This window comes from Phormidium sp. FACHB-592, assembly GCF_014695795.1.
GTDB lineage: Bacteria > Cyanobacteriota > Cyanobacteriia > Leptolyngbyales > Leptolyngbyaceae > Stenomitos.
Window position 1 is genome coordinate 40,400 of sequence record NZ_JACJOZ010000043.1, and the last position, 20,594, is coordinate 60,993.

Here is a 20,594-nt window from a genome sequence, read left to right on the forward strand (position 1 = left end):
AATCTGCACCGCTTTTTATCAGGAGTTTAACTACGCTCAACTACTTACACAATTTGCTGTAGCTCACGTTCAAGCAAATTAATCAAGGTTTGGTCCTGCTTATCCCGTGCAACTTGAAGACGGTGCTGCAAGTTTTTGTAGAGATTGTCGCGATGAACGGCTGCAAACTCTGCGGGGCTAGCCGCTTTTCTATTAAAGGCGGGTCTGCTCGGTACAACAGAAACTGCCTTTCTGCTAGTGGGGAAGGTCTCACCATTCAAAGAGTAAGCGACACCACGGTAGTGCAACGGTCCAACAGGTTGTGCAACTGACCGACGCGGTTCCACGTTAGGGTCAACAGCGTAAACGGTGCCGCGATAATGAAGTTGATAAGTAGGTCTGAGGGCGCGGAAAACATTTGCTTCCCGATCGGCTTCAGCACCACCGGGAGTATAGTTATAATGAGCGCCACGGTAAGTAAGTTGCATGGTCTTCGCCTCTTGGTTAAATGCGTTGTGTGGTGAATGAGGCGCGTTCCTTCGGGACTTCTCCCTACTTCCGTCTGCCGAATTTAATTAGCGGCTAGATGAACGTTTTCTTTATATCTGTATTATAAGCTACAGAATTAGGGGCAAACAGCACTTTAGTGAAACTTTATACTATGTGCGCTAAGATCTGTCGATCGGATGGTCAGCAGGTTGATAGGTTCGTATAGCGAGATGCAAGGTGTTGATAATTGGCTGTAGTCGACACATAGCGAAATGACCGCTAGCTAGAGCAACCAGCGATCATTCGTTTTCTAAAACTTTGCCGAGATATTACTGCTCTAACGATGCGGCAGCAGACCTTTTGTTGCTAGCCAGTCGCGGTTGAAAAGTTTTGATTGGTAACGACTGCCGCTATCGCACAGTATGGTGACGATTGTATGTCCAGGACCAAGTTGCTTTGCTAGGGCGGTCGCTGCTCCCACATTAATGCCAACTGAGCCACCCATAAATAGTCCGTCTTTTTCCAGTAGTTGATACAACACTCGTACTGCCTCAGTATCATGAACCTGGGTAGCATCGTCGACTGGGGCACCCTTCATATTGTCAGTCACACGGCTGTTGCCAATGCCTTCAGTAATAGAACTGCCTTCTGGGTTTGGTTCACCTGTTTTAACGTAGCTGTAGAGCCCACTCCCCATAGGATCAGCAAGGACACATTGAATGCTAGGATTCTTTTCTTTCAAAAAAAGAGAGACTCCAGCATAGGTGCCGCCTGTACCTGTTGCAGTAACCCAGACATCGACCTTACCGTCTGTTTGTGCCCAAATTTCGGGACCAGTCGTGGCGTAATGGGCTTGACGATTTGCTAGATTGTCAAACTGGTTCGCCCAAATTGCGTTTTCCATCTCTGAGGCAATGCTGCCGGAAAGCCTGACGTAGTTATTTGGGTCTTTATAGGGCACAGCGGGAACTGTACGCACTTCGGCACCCAAGGTTCGCAAAAGATCAATTTTTTCTTGCGACTGTGTTTCGGGAATGATGATCAGGCATTTGTAGCCTTTGGCGTTACAGATATGCGCTAGCCCAATGCCCGTATTACCGGCAGAGCCTTCGACAACGGTTCCTCCTGGCTTAAGCAGACCTTTTGCTTCAGCATCTTGAATGATATATAGTGCTGCCCGATCTTTGACCGAGCCACCCGGGTTCAGAAATTCTGCCTTGCCCAGGATCTCACAACCCGTTTCATCGCTGAAACTATTCAGCCGAATTAGTGGGGTGTTGCCGATCGCGTCGATGAAGCCGCTCTTGATATCCATGCTGCAAACTACCTAGTAAGTCCCTATAAAGATTTTGGCGTAAAGCGACCAGTCTGACGATCTCCTTTTAGAGGCAGAACGTTCACAAAAAACGGATGCTGCACAATGACTGCACAGCATCCGTCAGGTTCCAGTTTACGTTACTGGTGATTCAGCTTACGAGTAGCTGAAGTTGATGTAGAAGAACCCATTGGAAAGCGTGCCGCCTGTACCACCATCCGACACCGAGAATTGGAAGGTTTCACTAGTGCCGTTACCGAGGTAGTCGAAGCTGAGACTACCTGAATCAATATCTGCCTGAGTGAAGGTTCCTCCCGCAGTAACCTGAGTGCCATTAAGTCGCAGAATGCCGACCGTTGGATTTGGTACAGATGTCAGTGTGTAAGTCAACTGAGCCGTTGTGTTATCAACATCTGACACCTGGAGTAAGTCGTTGCTGATAACGGTGAGTGAAGGCGCCTCGCCTGCCAAGAGCAAGCCACTGTTGCTTACTAACGTTGGTGGATCGTTTATAGGATTGATGTTGATGTTGAAGACGCGATCGGGCAAGGTAATTGCGCCATCTGACACTCGGAAGACAAAGACATCGCTACCCGTCGGTTCGCTGCCATTATGGACATAGGTGAGTGAGCCCTGATCGATTTGCTGTTGCGTTACAACTGCGCCTGCGTTCAGTGTTGTACCGTTCAGCAGGAGTACGCCCGAGAGGGGTACGGTTGGCAGCGTATATCTTAACTCAGAGGTTAAGTTGTCTGGATCAGAGGTTCTCAGCAACGTGTTGGTAATATTCAGCGTTGCACCTTCGTTCACTGTGGCAGGACCTACCGAGACGATCGTCGGTGCATCATTAACATTGGCAATGTCAATATTGAATGTCCTACTGCCGGTTGTTCCGCCTGCGCCATCATTCACCGCAAAGATGAAGCTGTCACTGTTGGTTTCGCTACCGTTGTGGCGATAAGAGACACGGTTGGAGTCAATGTCAGCTTGAGTAAAGCTCTGTCCTAAGGTGAGCGCACTACCATTCAACCGCAGGTTCCCATTATTTGGGCTGCTACTTAAGGTGTATCGTAGTTGAGCCGTTGTGTTGTCGGCATCACTGACACGCAGCAAGGTGTTGGAGATAGTAGTCGTTGCGCCTTCGGTCAGGCTAAGTCTGGTGTTGTTAACGATCGTGGGCACATCATTCACCGGATTAATCACAATGTTGAAGGTAGCCTCGCCGCTACCAGGAACTGTAATACTACCCGGCGTGTTGTCAAAGACCCTGAAGGTAAAGCTATCGCTCGTTGTCTCGCTGCCGCTATGAACGTAGGAGAGATAGCCGCTGTTGACATCTGCCTGAGTAAACGTGCCACCAGTCGCCAGAGTAAGGGTAGTGCCACTGCCGTTTGAGAGGCGTAAACTGCCTGTTGTCAGAGGGTTGGGAGCACTAAATAGCGTGTAGACAAGCTGAGCAGGCGTATTATCTACATCTGTAAAGCGGAGTTGCGAATTGGTGATCACACTAGAGGTACTTTCGCTTAATGTCAGCGCCCGATTTGTCAGCAGAAGGGGAGCATCATTTACCGAGGTAACGGTAATGGCAACGGAGTTAGTGACGATGCCAGGTGCACCAGAGCCTGTATTGCCTTGGTCATTAACGGTAACATTGAGCGTATCAGCACCAAAGTAGTTCGCCTTTCCGCGATAGGTTAGGGTGCTAAGTGCGGGGGTTAGGGCTGCCAACGTACCAGTGTAGGTGATAGCACCAGTACCGCTACCCGTCAGTGTGCCGCCGCTACCGACCGTACCTAGTGTTAGAGTGCCATTGCTGACAGCAAAGGTCACTTGAATCGGACTAACTCCAGAATCTACATCGGTTAGTGTGATGGCTCTACCTGAGTTGAAGACCAGGTTGGTATCTTCATTAACCGTCTGTGCGCCTGGTACAGTCAGTACTGGTATATCGTTAACAGCATTGACATTAACACTGATCGTCTTGAGGTCGGTGAGCGGACCACCAAAGCCTGTGTTGCCCTGGTCATTTGTCCTGATGGTAATCGTATCGGCTCCGTTGTAGTTGAGCTTGCCTCTATAGGTAAGGTTGGCGATCGCGGTATTGATGTTATCCAGCGTATCGGTCAGCGTGAGGGTGGTAGTACCCGCGACCAGCGGATCAAGGGTTAACGTACCGTTGACAGCTGAGAGGGTTACGGTAATCGGGCTCGCGCTTGCATCCACATCTGCAAGACTGATGCCAGAAAGTGTCAGGTTAGTATCTTCATCTACTGTTTGGCTGCCCGGAACATTGATGACGGGGGCATCGTTAACAGCAGTTACAGTTAGAACCAGCGTTCTATTGTCGATACCGATCGGTCCAGATCCTGTATTGCCCTGGTCATTAGCGGTAAGCGTTAATGTATCCGACCCATTAAAGTTCAGATTGCCACGATAGCTAAGACCAGACAGGGCGGCATTAATGTCGCTGAGCGTGCCACTGAAGGCGACACTGCCGCTGTTGTTAGAACCAGCAGTGATAGTGAGTCCAGTAGTATTGCCTAGTTGGAGCGTGCCGTTAGCTACAGAGAGTGTGACTACGAGTGGGCTGCTGACTGAATCAACGTCTCGGAGGCTGATGCCTGCGATTGCTAATGTCGTATCTTCACTGAGTGTTGGTGGGTTCGGCAGAGTGAAGACAGGTGCATCGTTGATTGCCGTAACGTTGATGGTGAAGGTTTGGAGTGCAGAGCTATCTACACCACCTAGCTCCGTACCACCACCATCTCTAAGCTGCACGGTCACAATCGCTGTACCGTTAGCATTGGGAGCCGCTGTATACGTGAGAGTGCCCGTTGCAGGATCTATGGTGGGAGCAACCGAGAATAGGGACGGATTATCAGTATTGACCAGGAAATTGAGTGGCTGAGCTGCTTCATTAGCTGGTCCTGCCAAAATCCCTGTTGCCCAGCCAGTGATTGTTTGTGCACCTGCATCTTCTGCAATGGTTTGATTCGCGCCCTTTATAAAGGACGGCGCATCGTTAACGGGGTTTACCGTAATCGTAAAGGTGCTGGCGGGCGAAGTATCTATACCACCATTAACCGTACCGCCGTTGTCCTTCAAGTTGACTGTTACAGTAGCGACACCGTTAGCATTGGGCGCAAGCGTGTAGGTAAGTCTGCCTGTAGGGTCGATCGTCGGTGCAGTGGTAAATAGACTAGCGTTACTGTTCGAGGTGACGAAATTCAGTGTCTGATTGGCTTCATTAGCTGGTCCTGTAGAAATGCCTGTTGCCCAGTTCACCGTTTGTGGTGCCGCATCTTCATTTACAACTAGGTCAGTGCCTGCTGTAAAAATAGGCGCATCATTAACAGGGATGACATTTACCGAAATTGTTCTCTGGATACTTAACGCACTGGTTGCGCCAACAGCCCCTTGATCATCCACCTTGAGCGTTATGGTATCCGTACCGAAGTAGTTGGCTTTGCCTTGATAGCTGAGAGTCTCTAGAGCTGCCTGCACGCTATCGATCGCACCTGTGAAGCTAAGTGTACCGTCGCCATTAGTTGAACCATCAGCAAAGGTAAGTCCACCTGTTGTTCCTAATGTAAGCTGCCCGTTCAGCGTACCCAGAGTCACTTGAACGGGGTTAGTGCCTGAGTCAGCATCAGTGGTATCAATCAAGCCTGCCAGTGATAGCACTGCATCTTCTAAGACAGTTTGTACCCCAGGTACAGTTAAGGTCGGCGCATCATTAATGGGGTTGACAATCAAGTCGATCGTTTTCGTATCCGTCTGTATGCCACCAGCCCCAGTGCTACCTTGGTCAGTCACAGCGATACTAATTGTGTCAGGACCGTTGAAATTCAAGAGTCCTCTATAGACCAAGCTACCTAGCGCATTGTTGACTGCTGTGAGCTGACCGGTCAGCGTAACCTGATTGGAGCCGTTGTTGGTTACAGTCAGGCTACCAGGATTGAGGCTGAGTGTGCCACCAGAAGCTGAGAGCGTCACCACTAAAGGATTGCTGCCAAGATCTGCATCGCTGACACTAATGCGATTTGCTCCTGTAAAAGCAAGCGGGAGATCTTCATTCACTGACTGGAAGCCCGGAACTGTCAGCGTTGGCGCGTCATTAACTGGTGTGACGTTAATGCTGAAGGTCGTGAGTGCAATCGTACCGGTCGAGCTATCTGAGGCAGTGAAGGTAAAGCTATCTGTAGTCGTCTCTGTCCCATTATGGGTATACGAGAGGCGATTGCTGGCAATGTCTGCTTGCGTAAAGGTTTGCCCCGCCGACAATGTTGCAGCACCAAGTGTGAGATTGCCTCTGGTCGTGCCAGTGCCTAATGTGTAGGTTAAAGGACCAGGACCGTCATTGTCGGTAATTGATAGAGCCGTGCTGGCGATCGTGGTGGTTCCCCCTTCTGCCAATGTCAACCCCAGGTTACTAGCAATGCCGGGGATATCGTTAACAGGCGTGACTGTAATATTGAAGATGCTCGGACCAACTGGCGTTGTCACCACACCATCAGTTACGTTGAAAGAAAAACTATCAGACAGCGATTCGCTGCCATTGTGCCGATAGACCAGTTGCCCACTGTTCAGATTCGCCTGCGTGAAGCTAGTCACAGCGCTACCACCCAGCGACAACGTACCGTTTGTAGGTGCACTGGTCACGCTATAGATTAGGTTTGTCAGTGGCGGATTGTCGCCATCGCTCACCTGTAACACGCTGCTGCTGATGGTGGTCAGCGCACCCTCAAGGAGTGTGATGCCGCCGTTAGAAACCAGAACAGGCGCGTCATTAACAGGTGTCACCGCAATGTTGAAGGTCGTAAGAGCCAGTGCGCCTGTAGAGCCATCAGACGCTGTGAAAGTAAAGCTATCTGCAGTCGTTTCCGAACCGTCGTGAGTATATGAGAGACGATTGCCTGTAATATCTGCCTGAGTGAATGTCTGCCCCGCTGAGAGGGTTGCCGTGCCTAGCTTTAGAGTGCCTCTGGTCGTGCTAGTGCCCACTGTATAAGTTAACGGACCCGGACCATCGCTATCAGTGATAGCAAGGATAGTGCTGGCGATCGTGGTGGTTCCCCCCTCTGCCAACGTCAGCCCAAGATTATTAACAATGCTAGGTGCATCATTGACTGGAATTACAGAGATGTTAAAGGTCTGGGAGGCGGTCGTCGCTGTACCATCGCTAAGTGTGAAGCTGAAGCTATCTGAAATCGACTCACTGCCGTCATGCACGTACTTGAGTTGACCACCTGCCAGTTCAGCCTGCGTGAAACTGGTAACAGTTGTCGCCCCTAGAACCAGGCTACCGTGGGCTGGTGTCGAAGCTGTATAGATAATCTGTGGGTTTAAATTATCAGCATCAGTGGCACTCAATAGTGTTGTTGTGATACTGCCAGCAGAACCTTCCGAGAGCGTTAGCCCAACATTGGACACTAATAGCGGCGCGTCATTAACTGGGGTCACTGCAATGCTGAAAGTTGCGCTAGGAATTGCGGCTCCAAATGGGTCGGTAGCTGTAAAGCTAAAGCTATCACTGGTGGTCTCACTGCCATTATGCTGATACGTCAGGCGGTCAAGCGTATTGATATCTTGCTGCGTAAAGGTTTGTCCAGCCGTTAAAGCGGTGCCGTTGAGCTTTAAGTCACCATTTAGTGGTTTTTGACCCAGCGTATATCTTATCTGTGGTGGTGGGTTGTCTGGGTCTGTAACCTCCAGCAGCGTACCGCCAATACTAACTGTTGCTCCTTCGCTAAGGGTCAAGCCTCCATTTGATCTAAGTACAGGCGGCGAGTTGACAGGCGAAACAATAATGTTGAAGGTTGAGTTGGCAGTAGCAGTGTTGCCATCAGAGACACTGAAGACAAAACTGTCACTATTCGTGTTACTGCCGTTGTGATTGTAGAGAATACGGTTGTTATTTACGTCTGCCTGCGTGAACGTACCGTTAGCAGCAAGTACATTATTGCCAACAAAGATTGTGCCGTTGATAGGTAACGTGCTTACCGTATAGATAATCCGGTCTGGAAGCTGCGGCGAAATGCTAGGACCTGTAAATTCAGCGTCAGTGGTTTGCAGCATCAGCGGTGTGATGATTGGCGCAAGTCCTTCGGTGACAGTCAACCCTTGGTTTGAAATAAGTACCGGAGCATCGTTAACAGGTGTAACGCTAATGCTAAAGGTTTGCGGGGATGGCAGGACGGTACCACCAGCTCCATCGGTAACAGTGAAGCTGAAGCTATCGTTTACCGTTTCAGACCCATTATGGCTATAGCTTAAGCTCGTGCCGCTGCTGATAGTAGCTTGGGTGAAAGTGCCTCCTGCCGAGATTGCTGTGCCATTTAACAGCAGACTACCGTTAGTTGGCGCACCATTGAGGCTATAAATTAACTGCGCTGCCGTTTGCTCGATGTCAGTAACAAGCAAATTGAGGCTGGAAAGACTGGCAGCAGCACCTTCGCTAAGTGTCAGCGCTTGCTTAGTTACTAGTGTCGGTAGATCGTTAACAGGAATGATATTAACGGCAAAGGTAGTATTACCAATTACGCCTCCAACCCCGTCTGACACGCTAAAGACAAAGCTATCAGCGAGTGTTTCGCTGCCGTTCTGGCTGTAGCTGAGTCTGCCAGCATCAATATCAGCCTGGGTAAAGACGCTATTTTGAGCGATCGCTGCCCCATTCAAGCGCAGGCTACCTTTTGCAATATCTGGAGGCGTTGCTAGCGTATATGTCAGTTGAGCAGGCGTATTGTTCTCATCTGTCACCCGCAACAAAGTATTGCTAATTGTTAGCGCTGCGCCCTCACTGATAGTCAACGCATTATTGCTGACCAGCACAGGTAAATTATTAGCGCTAATGTTTAGGGCATAGGGACTACTGCCATCTACTGCCGCAACCTGAATGTAGTAAGTTCCTGCTATCAGATTATCGACTGTAAGTGCTTCAGAAGCATTGCCGCCATTTAAGGAGCTTCCTACAACGCCGCCAGAGGCATCATACAGCCGCAGATCTAGATTACCGTTAAATGCGCCGCTGCCTCCGCTGCCTCCGCCGTTCAACGCCAAGCTAAGTCGTGTGGTACTACCAACAGAGAACTGGTAGTAATCGTTTGCATCAGTACCGCTAACCGCATCACGATAGGTGCCATTGCCATTGATAGGACCGATCGAGAAAGCTGTAGTAGTTAGGTTGCCAGCGGCATCGGCACGCACCGCTGGAAGTAATCGGTTAAAGGGGGGCGTTGCTCGCCAATTCAAATCAGCTGTAGTGGGTAACGCTGCCGCTGAACTAAAGGTTGTGTCTTTAAGAAACCAGACGTAATTTTCTCCCGTGGCAAAGCTGCGCCATAGAAGATCTGAATTACCATCATAATTTAGATCAACGGTTCCTTGTATACGCCAACTGAAGTCAGCGACAGTTGGCAGTACGGCTACACCAGCTTTTGTTGTACCATTCATCAACCAAATGAAGTTATTATTCGTGGTTGAAGAGTAGTCACGCCAAATAATATCAGGACTACCATCCAGGTTGAAATCAGCGGCACCTTGAATGCGAACGTTAAGGTTTGGCAATGACTCTATATAGGTACTGGACGCGAGCGTAAAGTTGTTGATAAACCAGACAACGTTTTCACCAGTAGCATAGTTACGCCAAACAAGGTCAGTGTTACTATCTCCGTTAAAATCTCCAGCGCCTTGAATCTGCCAGTTAGGATCGCCAATAGTGGTAAAGAATGTAGCTGATGCAAGTGTCGTTCCATTCATTAACCAAAAGGCATTTTGTCCAGTTGCGTAGTTGCGCCAGACAAGGTCGGTATTGCCGTCATTGTTAAAGTCTCCAGTTGCCTGAATGTTCCAGTTTAGATCTGGCGTTGGTTGAAGGAATGCGCCAGATACGAGGGTAGTACCATCCATTACCCAAGTAGCATTTTCTCCAGTTGCGTAGTTGCGCCAGAGAATGTCTGTTTTAGTATTGCTATTTGCAGTGACGTTAATGTTGTAGTTGGTGCTGGGAGTTGTACTGCTCGGATTAAGCGGGTCAGTAGCTGGTCCTGGCAAGATGCGAATGTAATAAGTGCCGGGGTTGAGAATACCGTTGATGGATTCTGCTAGTGTGCCAGTGTTGGACGAACTCAGCGCGGAACCGTCTGTATCTGTAGCGATCGCTCCAGCGCTGTTTAGTATCTGGACATCTGCATTGGCACTTAACCCCGTTAGCGATAACGTAAAACTGCTAGCACGGGTCAGTTTGAAGCTGTAATAATCATTAGAATCGAGAGTGCCAGCGTCTACACCGATAAACTCGGTCAGCGTCTGTGTACTCGCGATCGGGAAGATAGGTTTAGCGGTCGCTAACGTGTTACCGATGGAATCTGCGGGCATTGTTGTCACACTACGATGGCTTTGCTATGTTGCCCCTCTCATCTTGTTTTGCTCACAAAGTAACGATTATTTTTTATATCTTCACAGAACTCCTGTTTTGCAACTAAAAAAATCAGGGTTTCTACGTAGAAACCCTGACAAGCTATAGCAGTACTGCTGTGCGGAGCATTAACCTTGACGCAACCACTTGGAAGGCATAACTACCTAAACCGTTGCCTGCTGGCGCTGGTAGAGAGACCAATACAAGCCCTTACTCCGCAGCAGATCGTCATGAGTGCCTTTTTCAACTAGCACCCCCTTCTCCAGCACAACGATTAAATCAGCTCGTTTTAGCGGTGCAAAGCGATGGGCAATCAAAAACACCGTACGGTTTTGCGACACTTTCTGAATGTTCTGTAGAACCTGCTGCTCAGTTTCTGCATCCAGCGCACTGGTTGCTTCATCTAATACCAGTAGAGGTGCATTGGAGAGGAATAGTCGTGCCAACGCAATGCGCTGTCGCTGTCCACCTGATAGAGCGGTGCCCCGCTCACCCACACTCGTTTCGTAGCCGTGCTGCAATTCACTAATAAAATCGTGGGCAACTGCCAGTCGTGCGGCTTCAATCACCTGTTCGGCACCAATGTCGGGGTTGCCAAGGCTGATGTTTTCTAACACTGACCCATTGAAAAGAAAATCTTCTTGCAACACTACGGCAACCTGCTGACGTAGGGACGCAAGGTCCGCACTCTTAATATCAAACCCATCAATCAAAATGCGACCCGATTCCACTGGATACAGGCGTTGAATGAGCTTCGAGAGCGTACTTTTGCCGGAGCCGCTCCGCCCCACTACTCCTACTAGCATTCCTGGCTGTACACTGAAGGAAATACCGCGTAGTACAGGCTCTTGCGTTGGGTAGTAGCGGAAAAATACTTGATCGAATGCGACCTGTCCTTGCAAGGGTGGCAGCACCAAGCCTGAACCTGCCTCAGCTTCGGGAGCCGTATTAAGGATGTCGCCAATACGATCGACCGAGAGAAGCACTTGCTGAAGATTTTGCCAAAGCTGCACTAGACGCAACAGTGGTCCTGTCATTCTACCCGACAGCATTTGGAAGGCAATTAATTGACCGATCGTCAGCTTCTGCTCAATCACCAGTTTGGCACCCACCCAAAGAATAATCAGGTAAGAGAAGTGAGTAAGAAAATCGGCAATATTGTTGCTGATGTTAGATGTCGTAGAGGCTTTGAAACCTGTGCGGATAAATCGAGCAAACAGCCCTTCCCAGCGATCTCGCGCTACCCGTTCAGCTGTATGCGCCTTGACCGCCTGAATCCCAGTAATTGTTTCGACCAGGAAGGATTGACTATCGGCGCTGCGATTGAAGGTTTCGTTCAACCAGTTTCGCAGAATTGGCGTTGCTGTCAACGTCAGCAGCGCAAAGAGAGGGACTACAGCCAGCGACACCCAGGTCAGCGGAATGCTGTAGGCGAACATAATCACTAGGTAGACGACAGCAAAAATCGCATCCAAAATGACCGTTAAGGCTGTCCCGGTCAAGAATTGGCGAATATTTTCGAGTTCTTGCACACGGGCAACCGTATCACCGACACGACGTGCCTCGAAGTACGATAGCGGCAGGCGCATTAAATGCCGGAAGAGTTGGGCAGAGAGGCTAAGATCAAGCCGCCGTGCCGTATGCGTAAAGATAAAGAGGCGGAGAATGCCTAATCCCGCTTCAAAAAAAGCTACACCTAGGAGGGCAAGCGCCATCACATCCAATGTAGAGAGGCTGCCCTGTACCATTACGCGATCGATGACAACCTGCGTAATTACTGGGGTTGCCAGCCCCAAAATTTGTAGTGTGAAAGATGCCAGCAGCACCTCACCCAGCAGTTTGCGATAGTTCCAGATTGCTGGTAGAAACCAGGCAAGGCTAAAGGTCTCTTGCTTCTGGATTTGCTCAATTTGCCAAAGCTGACCATCCCAAACGCTTTCGACTAGCGATCGTGGAATACTTTCGCAGGTTTGGCTGGGGTTGAGCGGATCTGCCACGATGAGCCGATCGCCCTTGACTGCATATGCTATGACCCAATGTGTGTTTGAGTCCATGGCAGCTCGCACTGAGCGAGGCAAAATTAGGCTTGAACCACTTGCAGCACCAGAGCTATCTTTCCACTGCATCAGTGCTGGCAGCCCAAGCTGACGCAAATTAGTCCAGGCAGTATCAATCCGTCGCAGTTGCAAGCCAATCTTTTCGGCAGCTTCTACAACTTCAGCCGATCGCTGTCCGCGTACCTGTCGTTGTACCCACTCTAACTGCGCCGGAATTTGGCAATGACTAGCCGCCATGGTTAAGCAGGCGGCAGCAGTATTAACACCCGCTACAAAGGGAAAGCCAGAAACGGGTTGTGGTGACTCATTTGTCTGGGGCAAATGGTGATTGCGTTGCAGTGCCCAAAAGCGCTCTAGTTCGGCAGAGAAGACCTGATCCCATAGCTCGACCTTCCACTGGGCAATGACCACATCTTTGTCCGCTGCTCGAGCCTTCCAGAAACCGGGCAGATCCAGTCGATCGCCCAGCCAGTCACCTTTCTTAAGTAGGGTTGATTGCCCTTCTTCGGGCACTAGTCGCACTTTGCCGGTGACAACCAAAAGTTGACTACCAGGCTCATCGGTAGACCAGAGCATATCCCCTAGGCTAAACCGACGGATGGTCGCAGCTTGCTTAAACTGCACCTGCTGGTCGGGGTTTAAGAACGAGAGGGGCGGTACGTCCCAGGGTAAATCTGTCGCTAGTTCGTTGGTAATCATTCGTTTACCTGTAGCTTAACGGTCATGGTCTGAATTTTTTCTGATAGCCATTTTTCAAACAATTCGTTCTGCATCGCTTGCCGTAGCTGGTTGTCTTCCAGGGTCGCAGGCAAAAATTGCTCGACTCGAAAAATTGCCCAAAAGTTTTCAAACTCTAGCGGTCCGACTAGTTCGCCGGGACTGGCAGAATCGATCGCAGCTCTCAGTGCATCTGGCAGTGTCCCTCGGCTGACTGGACCCATCATGCCGTTGGCAACCCGCTCATCAGCGGTGGAATACTCTCGTGCCAACTGCTCAAAATTTGCCCCTTCCGCAATCTGGCTCTGCAATTCTTCTGCTAGCTCTTTGCTGGCAACGACAATGCGAGACAGCACAACGCGATCGAAAAAGATTTTGCGCTCAATAAAGTACTCTTGCAGGCGCTCGTTCGTTACCTGTGCCTTTAACTTTTCGAGCTTAAAACTACCCATGATTTGAGTATGAAACTGTTCATAACTCAAGCCGTTGCGGTTCAACCATTCCTGAAAGACCTTGCTATCTGTAAGCTGCTGCTGCAAGCGAAAATCAATCACTGCTTGCTCAACGATCGCAGGGCTAATCTCAATATCTTGCCTGGTTGCCAGCGATTGCTCTAGAACGTACTGCCGCAGAATATCACCAACGAAGGCTTGTAGCTTGCCTGCTGCTTGCAGATGCCGCAAACATTGCCGTAGAGAAAGGGGCTGTTCATCAACGACTAACAAGGCCTTTGATTCCGCTGCTTGTAATTCCATGGAGTAACTAAGTCTGTTAAGGTCTAGAGTCTGTTGCTATCTTGCCCGAATTTACAGTGGCAATACCGAAAAAGCGAGTAAGTTTTTACGAAAATTCTACAGTTACATTGCTGCCATCACAGTAAGTTCGCTGAATCGGGCAAAGCTCAGTTCTTAAGGGTGCCATAACCTCAAGAGCAAGCATCACTTAGACGAGTCGATAGAACATAAGCATGAGGTGGGAAACTGAATTAAACCAATTGCTAACGACCAATACGTGAGTGAAAACACGTAGTATTGCCCTTGGGATATACGTAACACCCTCAACTTCAGTGAGTATAAACACTCGAATTAGAGGCGATGCTCATTTAATAACCAAGCATCTTTAAGCATCACACTTAGCATAAGAAACGATTGCCTGTTTCAGCAGGAAGCTGGTTAAAAGCTGAACGATCTTGCAAATTATCTTCACACAAGTGCCCAGGCAGGAAAATCACCTATAACCTACGACTACCGCTTTTATTAGCTGAGAGTGATAATCCTTCCTCATAGAAGTTTTTAACTACAGGGTGCAAACAAGCTGGTGACGCTCTTTATCAGGGAACGAGACATAGACGGAGGTGCCTAATTAAATGGAAATGGTTAGCAACCTGCAATTTTTCCATTTTCCTCTGCTAACAATCTGACCCAAGGGCATAAATAGAGCCAAACTCCGACTGATGAACCGGAGTTTTATGGCATAATGGTATGCTGTTCAACTGTAGCTGATGTAACTTAAACAGGAAAAACGCTTATGACTCTTCAACTAGGCGATACCGTCCCAGATTTTACTCAAGAGTCCAGCGAAGGGCAAATCGAGTTTTACACATGGGCAGGCGATAGCTGGGTCGTTCTCTTTTCTCATCCGGCTGACTACACCCCAGTCTGCACAACTGAACTGGGTGAAGTCGCAAGACTCAAGCCCGAATTTGACAAGCGCAACGTGAAAGTTTTGGCGCTGAGTGTCGATCCACCAGACTCGCACAAAGGCTGGATTGCTGATATCAACGAAACGCAAAACACAACAGTTAACTATCCGTTGCTAGCTGATGCTGATCGCAAAGTGTCCGATCTATATGGCATGGTTCACCCCAATGCAAATGCGAAGGTAACAGTTCGTACCGTGTTCGTGATCGATCCTCAGAAAAAATTGCGTTTGACGCTGACCTATCCCCCGAGCACTGGACGCAACTTTGACGAAATCTTGCGAGTCATTGACTCACTGCAATTGACTGATAACTATGGTGTGGCAACGCCCGTCAACTGGAAAGATGGCGACGATGTGGTTGTGGTGCCCTCAATCTCTACGGAAGATGCCAAGCAACGCTTTCCAAAAGGTTTGACTGAAGTAAAACCCTACCTGCGGATGACACCTCAGCCCGATAAATAACAAACTGAATCACTAGTAAGTAGCGATCGCCACCATCGGACGATCGCTATTTTTATATCTCCGGCTCGATGCCGAGCGATCGTAACCGCAATCACCCTGACGTCGGGTGCTACTCGTAGCTTTGGATAGCCCTGAGCGTAATACAAAAACTGATCAGCTAGAACGATCGCTGCTCAAGATACTGCCATAGCCCTACAACAGCATCAACAATCGCATTAATGTGAACAGAGATCTCTGCCAACCGTTCACCATCAGAACTCGGATAGACGATCGCGGCTTGCGGTAAAAGCGTAGTCATTGCTGCTACCTAGACAAAATGACTTTATCTTATCGTCCTTCACTAATGGTCTTTGGTCTTCACCTTTGCAGACGATCAAGCTATCGCCTCAGTGCTGCCCTTTAATCAGACTGCTACGGCGTACGAAAGCGTGGGTTGTTTTTAAGTTCGCTGAGTTCAAAAGTTTGTACCCAGTCAATAAAAGCTTCGTCGATCGCGGCTTGCGGCTTGATCAATAACGCGATGTAATGATTTTTCTGCTTTACAACGACAGCAGCAGACTCAGAGCCAAGAATTGTGACGTGATGAAAGCCCTCTAGTTGCAGGGAAGACATGAGTAATGATCGCAAGCCAAGCGCTTGAAAAATGGTCTGTACCCAACTCATGTTATTGCCTTCGGGTGTTGTGAAGTACTCTTTAGGAAGACCGTTCAAGTCAAAAACAGCCGCGCCCATAACATGGTCGGAGTAGGACATGGATAAACTAGTGATGGACAGAGGAGATTGTAGCCGGGCGTCGGTAAGACTTGGCATAACGAATAGTTTCACTCACTGAGCATTCTATAGTGGCTAAAGGTTCGTGCTGTAACGAGTTCACTCGTCTCTTTGCAGGTATACAGCGTTGTAGATGCAGCCAGTTTTAGGTAGATAATCTCAGTCTAAAGAACTTATACATGCACTGCGTCCGTACAATCCTCATGGAAATGAGTTGCTCCTTGATTAAGCATGGCATCGCTGATGAAGTCAGAGTGAATTATAGGCTTAGGGAGACAGATGTTCGTTATTTGAGTGAGAAATGTCATATAGCGATCGCCAGAAATACCTCTCCCATCCGCAGATCTTTTGCGCGGCTGTGGAACTCCTGAACGCTTGAGTTGTCTATCAGTTTAATGATTTGACTCAAGGTAGAGCCGATGGTTTCTCAAGTATTTAAGACTCGTGTATGCAAGACTGGAGCATTCAAGCTTGGGTTATTGAAGGCTGGAACATTTAGTGCGTTGGCGATCGCGGGCAGCTTTGTTTTATCTCATGCGTTCGGTAGCGGTCTTGCTTCAGCCCAGTTAAGCCCCCTGGTGCAGCAGCAGATTGCTCAAGCTGCCCCATCCTTTCAGTCATTAGAGCAAGCAGTACTGACACAAGTTAATCAGTATCGTGCGAGTCGAAAGTTGCCGCCCCTAAAGATGGACTCGCGCATTAGCGAACAGTCCCGACTGCATAGTCAGGCTATGGCAAGCGGTGGCGTACCCTTTAGCCACAATGGCTTTAAGCAACGAGTGCAGGCGATCGCTCGTACCCTTCCCTACAGTCGTGCTGCTGAAAATGTTGCGTTTAATCAGGGTTACAGCGACCCTGTGCGCCAGGCGGTGCAAGGTTGGCTCAAAAGTCCTGGTCACCTCAAAAACATTGAAGGCTCGTTTGACACGACTGGCGTTGGCATCGCCAAAAATGCTAAGGGAGAATACTATTTCACCCAAGTTTTTATTCGCCGTCGCTAAAGTTGGCTTGGTAAGTGTCATCTGATGATCATTCTGGGGTCTGCTTTTACCGTCTGTCCCTTTTACCGATACCCTAGACCCTGTACCTTATTCCCTGACCCAGATGGCATTGGAAGATTTCCAGATTTGCGATCGTGATCTGTCTGAGCAACAGCTTGACGCTTATTTACAGGCAGACGCGATCGCGGTTGATACAGAGACAATGGGTTTACTGCCCCAGCGCGATCGGCTGTGTTTGGTGCAGCTTTGCGATGCCCACGATCACGTTAGCGTCGTGTCGATCGCCCGTGGGCAGACGGAGGCACCCAACCTAAAGCGCTTGCTAGAAGCAGGCAGCAGCGTCAAAGTGTTCCATTTTGCCCGCTTTGACGTTGCGACCCTACACCACCACCTGGCGATCGCTGTAAAGCCACTCTTTTGTACGAAAGTTGCCAGCAAGCTTGCCCGTACCTACACACCGAAGCATGGGCTCAAAGATTTAATCCAAGAGCTAGAGCACGTTGAACTTGATAAAAGCGCTCAAAGTTCTGACTGGGGCAACGCGGCGAATTTATCACCCGAACAACTTCGCTATGCTGCCAATGATGTTCGCTACCTGTTGAGTGCCCGCCAAAAGCTGATCGCTATGCTCAAGCGTGAGGAACGATGGTCATTGGCAGAACAGTGCTTTGAGTGCATTCCGACGATCGCCCAACTTGACCTAATGCAGTATCAAGGCTTGTTTGAACACTAAGCGTCGAGCTTCAGCTAACCTGTCCATGATCGTTCGGCTGTCCAGTGGCGATCAGACGATTGATACAGCAAGACATCCTGCAAACCTGCTGTGTCTAGCAGTGCGCGCAGTTCCTCTAATCGAAAGGCGGCACAAAGAGAATCTCGAAAAAGCTGCTGCTGGTGAGCATCGTAATCGTCACCAATGCTGCTAACAAGACTATCAACTGTGGCAATGTCTATTGGTCGAAGCAAGTCACGTAGTACGATCGCGCCCCGTGGCTTTAATACTCGCTTTAGCTCTTGCAAAAAGGGCAACGGCTCTGGCAAATGATGCACCAGGCTGTTGGAAACTACCGCGTCAAAGTAACCATTGGGATACGGCAACTGCTTAGCATCCTCATCAGCCAGGGTAATTTGAGCCTGCAAACCGGCTTGCTTCACGTTGGCAGCACCAATTTGTAGCATCGTCTTTGAGCGATCGATGCCAATCACCTGCCATTGCGGACGTTGTTGACAAAGCAAGATTGGAATGCGCGCTGTGCCAGTACCTGCATCCAACACCAGTGCTGACTCAGGCGCAAGCGCGATCACCCGCTCTGCAAAGGCTTCATTCACTGCGGTAAAATCCATTGCATCGTAAGCAACCGATTCTTCCCAGGTATCCATGACCTCTGGCTCAAGCACTCGCTGCATCACATGCTCTCCTGCTGTTGTCCAACCATCTTGTCGTTAAAATAGCGCTATGAGCCAACATCGCATCGAACCCCAACCCGGACAAGAATCTGTTTGGGACTATCCACGTCCCCCTCGCCTGGAAGAGACGAGCAAACATATTCAGATTATTTTTAACGGTGTCACGATCGCTGACACTCATCAGGCAAAGCGGGTGCTAGAAACAAGCCATCCACCCGTCTACTACATCCCACCTGAAGATATCCAGCAAGACTACCTTATTAAAAGTCCGCGATCGACCTTCTGCGAGTGGAAAGGGCATGGCGCTTACTACAGCCTTGCAGTGGGTGACAAGCGCATAGATGATGTTGCCTGGTACTATCCTGAGCCTACGCCTGCCTTTGCGACGATCGCCAATTATGTAGCGTTTTACCCCGCTCCAATGGATGCTTGTTTTGTCAATGGCGAAAAAGTGGAGCCCCAACCTGGCAGTTTCTACGGTGGTTGGATTACCAGCGATATTGTGGGACCATTTAAAGGGGTTCAAGGCTCGTGGGGCTGGTAAGAACTAGAGCAACGCACCAGGGGAATACAAAGGAGCAGATACTTCCGCCTGGTGCTGCACAACCTATGCTCTAAAGCCGTTTTTCCAGGTATTGACCAATCATTTGTTGCTCTCCAGCACGCGAAATGATGGTTTGGCGAGTGCGATAATGCTGACCGATCAGCTTCAGTTCTTCCTCAAAAACGGAACCTTTGTACTCTGTGCGAAGACAGAGAGTGTTAGGGGCAGAGAAGTAGAAATCTGCTAAGACGGGCTTTGTCGTTGCAAAGCCGCGATCGCGGTACAGCTTTGTCCCCCCGGCACCAAACAAGGTAGAACCTTCTGACTGTGGCTTCCCTGTCGCTGAATCATGGCTATCCCAAAGAACTTCAGCGCCGCAGGTTAATAGCGCTTCATCAATGCCATGTAGTGTTGCTAAATGGCATAGTTCAGGACTATTTGGCGTCAAAAACCGAATGGTAATGATGCTAACTACTTCCTTTGTTTCCCCTTCTGGAAGGGTATAGTAGCGCCGCTCGGACTTCCAGCGCCCTTCTGACTGCTGAAAGAAGTTAGCAATGAGAGATACGTCAGTCGTTTGGGTCAAATTTAGTAAAGAAGTCACTCAGTTCAGTCCTCACCTACGCCTAAAGAACACGCTCACTGGAAACACGATTCTGCCAAAATTCGCGTTTTTGTTATTTTTCTTAATATATCACTGATAGTCAAGACTGCTCAGTAATAGTACAGCCGCATCATGCTGGGACTAGAACATTGCTGTCTGTAGTGAGAGGCACAACCGTACCATCACTAGTGGTTGCAATCAGTCACTGGAATAAGGCGCTGACCAGTGGTTTACTAGTTTCATGATTCTGTTGTAGCAAATGCCCATAAAAGCACCATGCCTCCAAGTGGGTACTTTTAGGTTTCATTGGAGTAGAGCATTGACGATCGACTAAAGTTATGCTGCGTCTGGTAGCTTTTAGTCGCATGAGTAGCATTAACTAGCGGCAAGGCTATCTACCCTAAATAGGCTTGCTTAACTCGATCGTCACTTAATAATTCAGCCGCGTTGCCTGTCAAGGTAATGTAGCCAGCTTCTAGAACGTAGCCTCGATTAGCGTACTGAAGGGCAAGATTGGCATTTTGTTCCACTAGCAGAATAGTAACCCCTGCGGTATGGAGGGTTTGAATGCTGGTAAACAGTTCGCGCACGATCGTAGGTGCCAGTCCCAGGCTTGGCTCATCCAGCAGCAGCAGTTTAGGGCGACTCATAAGGGCACGGGCAATCGCGAGCATTTGCTGTTCGCCACCGCTGAGAGTGCCTGCAAGCTGATGACGACGCTCTGACAGTCGCGGAAAGGTAAGGAACTGTTGCTCAATATCCGCTTTGATGCCAAGGCGATCAGAGCGGGTATAAGCGCCGAGCTGCAAATTATCAAGCACCGTCTGTCGCGCTAAAATTCTGCGTCCTTCAGGGCTGTGGGCAATACCTAGCTTGACGACAGCATGAGCACGCTGGCGAGTAATATTCTTGCCGTTGTAAAAAATGTGTCCGTCACGCACACCGATTAGTCGGGAAATTGCCCGCAAGGTTGTGGTTTTGCCTGCGCCATTGGCACCAATTAGCGTGACCACCTCCCCTGCCTGGATGACCAGATCGATCGCCTGCAACGCCTGAATGCCGCCATAATTGACGCTGAGTTTTTGAATGTCGAGTAAGGGGGAGGGCATGAGGCAGAATGAAGAAGGA

Annotated in this window: 14 protein-coding genes and 1 riboswitch; of the genes, 4 read left to right on the forward strand and 10 right to left on the reverse strand. The window is 49.3% G+C overall.

Annotated features, from left to right (window positions below; all coding sequences use genetic code 11):
* Positions 1–44: 44 nt before the first annotated feature.
* The 5 genes from H6F86_RS10880 to H6F86_RS10900 all read right to left on the reverse strand — a co-directional run bounded on the left by H6F86_RS10880 (position 45) and on the right by H6F86_RS10900 (position 13,731).
* Entirely contained in the window at positions 45–467 is a 423-nt protein-coding gene (locus H6F86_RS10880; protein ID WP_190448623.1) for a DUF4278 domain-containing protein, read from the reverse strand.
* Positions 468–507: 40 nt separating this feature from the next.
* Positions 508–574: riboswitch (Glutamine riboswitch) on the reverse strand.
* 231 nt (positions 575–805) lie between these two features.
* Positions 806–1,783, reverse strand: coding sequence for a cysteine synthase A (locus H6F86_RS10885; RefSeq protein WP_190448624.1), 978 nt, complete (start codon positions 1,781–1,783; stop codon positions 806–808).
* A gap of 156 nt (positions 1,784–1,939) precedes the next feature.
* Entirely contained in the window at positions 1,940–10,162 is an 8,223-nt protein-coding gene (locus H6F86_RS10890) for a cadherin-like domain-containing protein (RefSeq protein ID WP_190448625.1), read from the reverse strand.
* Positions 10,163–10,366: 204 nt separating this feature from the next.
* A complete protein-coding gene (locus tag H6F86_RS10895) occupies positions 10,367–12,958 on the reverse strand; it encodes a type I secretion system permease/ATPase (RefSeq protein ID WP_190448626.1) in 2,592 nt (863 codons plus the stop codon).
* On the reverse strand, positions 12,955–13,731 hold the full coding sequence (locus tag H6F86_RS10900; protein WP_190448627.1) for a peptidylprolyl isomerase: 777 nt from the start codon (positions 13,729–13,731) through the stop codon (positions 12,955–12,957). The genes H6F86_RS10895 and H6F86_RS10900 overlap by 4 nt, the downstream gene beginning before the upstream one ends.
* Positions 13,732–14,503: 772 nt before the next feature.
* On the opposite strand from H6F86_RS10900, the gene H6F86_RS10905 reads away from it, so the two are divergent.
* Positions 14,504–15,139 (forward strand): peroxiredoxin, encoded by a 636-nt coding sequence (locus H6F86_RS10905; protein ID WP_190448628.1) that lies wholly within the window; start codon positions 14,504–14,506, stop codon positions 15,137–15,139.
* Between the two features lie 157 nt (positions 15,140–15,296).
* Here the strand turns inward: H6F86_RS10905 and H6F86_RS10910 are convergent, their stop codons facing one another.
* Both H6F86_RS10910 and H6F86_RS10915 read right to left on the reverse strand, forming a co-directional pair.
* Positions 15,297–15,437 (reverse strand): hypothetical protein, encoded by a 141-nt coding sequence (locus H6F86_RS10910; protein ID WP_190448629.1) that lies wholly within the window; start codon positions 15,435–15,437, stop codon positions 15,297–15,299.
* 113 nt (positions 15,438–15,550) lie between these two features.
* A complete protein-coding gene (locus H6F86_RS10915) occupies positions 15,551–15,892 on the reverse strand; it encodes a hypothetical protein (protein WP_199322036.1) in 342 nt (113 codons plus the stop codon).
* 437 nt (positions 15,893–16,329) lie between these two features.
* Here H6F86_RS10915 and H6F86_RS10920 point away from each other — a divergent pair, with 437 nt between their 5' ends.
* Positions 16,330–16,911 carry a CAP domain-containing protein gene (locus tag H6F86_RS10920; protein WP_190448631.1) on the forward strand — a complete coding sequence of 194 codons (582 nt, stop codon included), beginning with the start codon at positions 16,330–16,332 and terminating at the stop codon, positions 16,909–16,911.
* 103 nt (positions 16,912–17,014) lie between these two features.
* Complete coding sequence (locus H6F86_RS10925) at positions 17,015–17,644, forward strand: ribonuclease D (protein WP_190448632.1); 630 nt, start codon at positions 17,015–17,017, stop codon at positions 17,642–17,644.
* Between the two features lie 14 nt (positions 17,645–17,658).
* On the opposite strand, the gene H6F86_RS10930 is transcribed toward H6F86_RS10925, so the two are convergent.
* Positions 17,659–18,318: a class I SAM-dependent methyltransferase gene (locus tag H6F86_RS10930; protein WP_190448633.1), complete on the reverse strand. Its 660-nt coding sequence runs from the start codon at positions 18,316–18,318 to the stop codon at positions 17,659–17,661.
* Between the two features lie 49 nt (positions 18,319–18,367).
* On the opposite strand from H6F86_RS10930, the gene H6F86_RS10935 reads away from it, so the two are divergent.
* Positions 18,368–18,862 (forward strand): DUF427 domain-containing protein, encoded by a 495-nt coding sequence (locus H6F86_RS10935; RefSeq protein ID WP_190448634.1) that lies wholly within the window; start codon positions 18,368–18,370, stop codon positions 18,860–18,862.
* Between the two features lie 70 nt (positions 18,863–18,932).
* On the opposite strand, the gene H6F86_RS10940 is transcribed toward H6F86_RS10935, so the two are convergent.
* Complete coding sequence (locus H6F86_RS10940) at positions 18,933–19,466, reverse strand: phycobiliprotein lyase (protein ID WP_190448635.1); 534 nt, start codon at positions 19,464–19,466, stop codon at positions 18,933–18,935.
* 395 nt (positions 19,467–19,861) lie between these two features.
* Positions 19,862–20,575 carry an ABC transporter ATP-binding protein gene (locus tag H6F86_RS10945; protein WP_190448636.1) on the reverse strand — a complete coding sequence of 238 codons (714 nt, stop codon included), beginning with the start codon at positions 20,573–20,575 and terminating at the stop codon, positions 19,862–19,864.
* Positions 20,576–20,594 lie beyond the last annotated feature (19 nt).